The sequence below is a fragment of the Bacillus sp. AF62 genome (assembly GCF_050312695.1).
Classification (GTDB): domain Bacteria; phylum Bacillota; class Bacilli; order Bacillales; family Bacillaceae_G; genus Bacillus_A; species Bacillus_A cereus.
Genome location: NZ_JBNPJZ010000230.1, coordinates 1 through 654 on the forward strand (window position 1 = coordinate 1; position 654 = coordinate 654).

Below are 654 nucleotides of genomic sequence, written 5' to 3' on the forward strand. Positions count from 1 at the left end.
TAACGGTAAATATGACAAACGTTTTAGATGGAAAAGAATTAGCGAACGGAAGTTACGCATATACGACAAAGCTTCAAAATCGTGACCAAAAAAGAAGGGCGGAATTTTAAGGGTGGTGAGCAAGTTGGGGAAACTCGGTTTTACTTTTAATAAAATCAGAAAAGATTATATTCAAATGCTAGTTGGAAGAAAACGCCCTTCCTGGGCTCCAGTTAAAAGAAAATTAGTAAGGGTCCCTCATCGCGCAGGGGCTCTTTTTCTTCATACAGAAACGGAGGAACGTCGTATTGATGTTCCTCTTGTCATTAAGGCAGCAAAAGATATGGCGGATTTACAAAAGATAAAAGAAGATGTAGCGGATTGGCTATATACAGAGCAACCAGCTGAACTTGTTTTTGATGATGAATTAGATAGGACGTATCTAGCATTCATTGATGGTTCTGTAGACCTGGATGAAATAGTGAATAGAGGTAAAGGTGTTATTACTTTTGTTTGTCCAATGCCATATAAATTAGGAAAACAAAATACTTATTCGTTCTCTCAAAATGGTTCTACTGAAGTAACTGCTGCTTTTGTCAATCAAGGGAATATAGAAGCACCTGCAATTATTGAAATCGAAGCACAGAAACCAAGTACATTTTTAGATGTGTGGTT

Annotated in this window: 1 protein-coding gene and 1 pseudogene; both read left to right on the forward strand. The window is 37.2% G+C overall.

Going from position 1 to position 654, the window contains the following annotated elements; translation table 11 throughout:
• Positions 1-110 (forward strand): annotated as a pseudogene (locus ACQRBL_RS32485) (phage tail protein); the annotation flags it as partial.
• A gap of 14 nt (positions 111-124) precedes the next feature.
• A partial coding sequence (locus ACQRBL_RS32490) for a distal tail protein Dit (protein WP_427736436.1) occupies positions 125-654 on the forward strand: 530 nt, incomplete at its 3' end.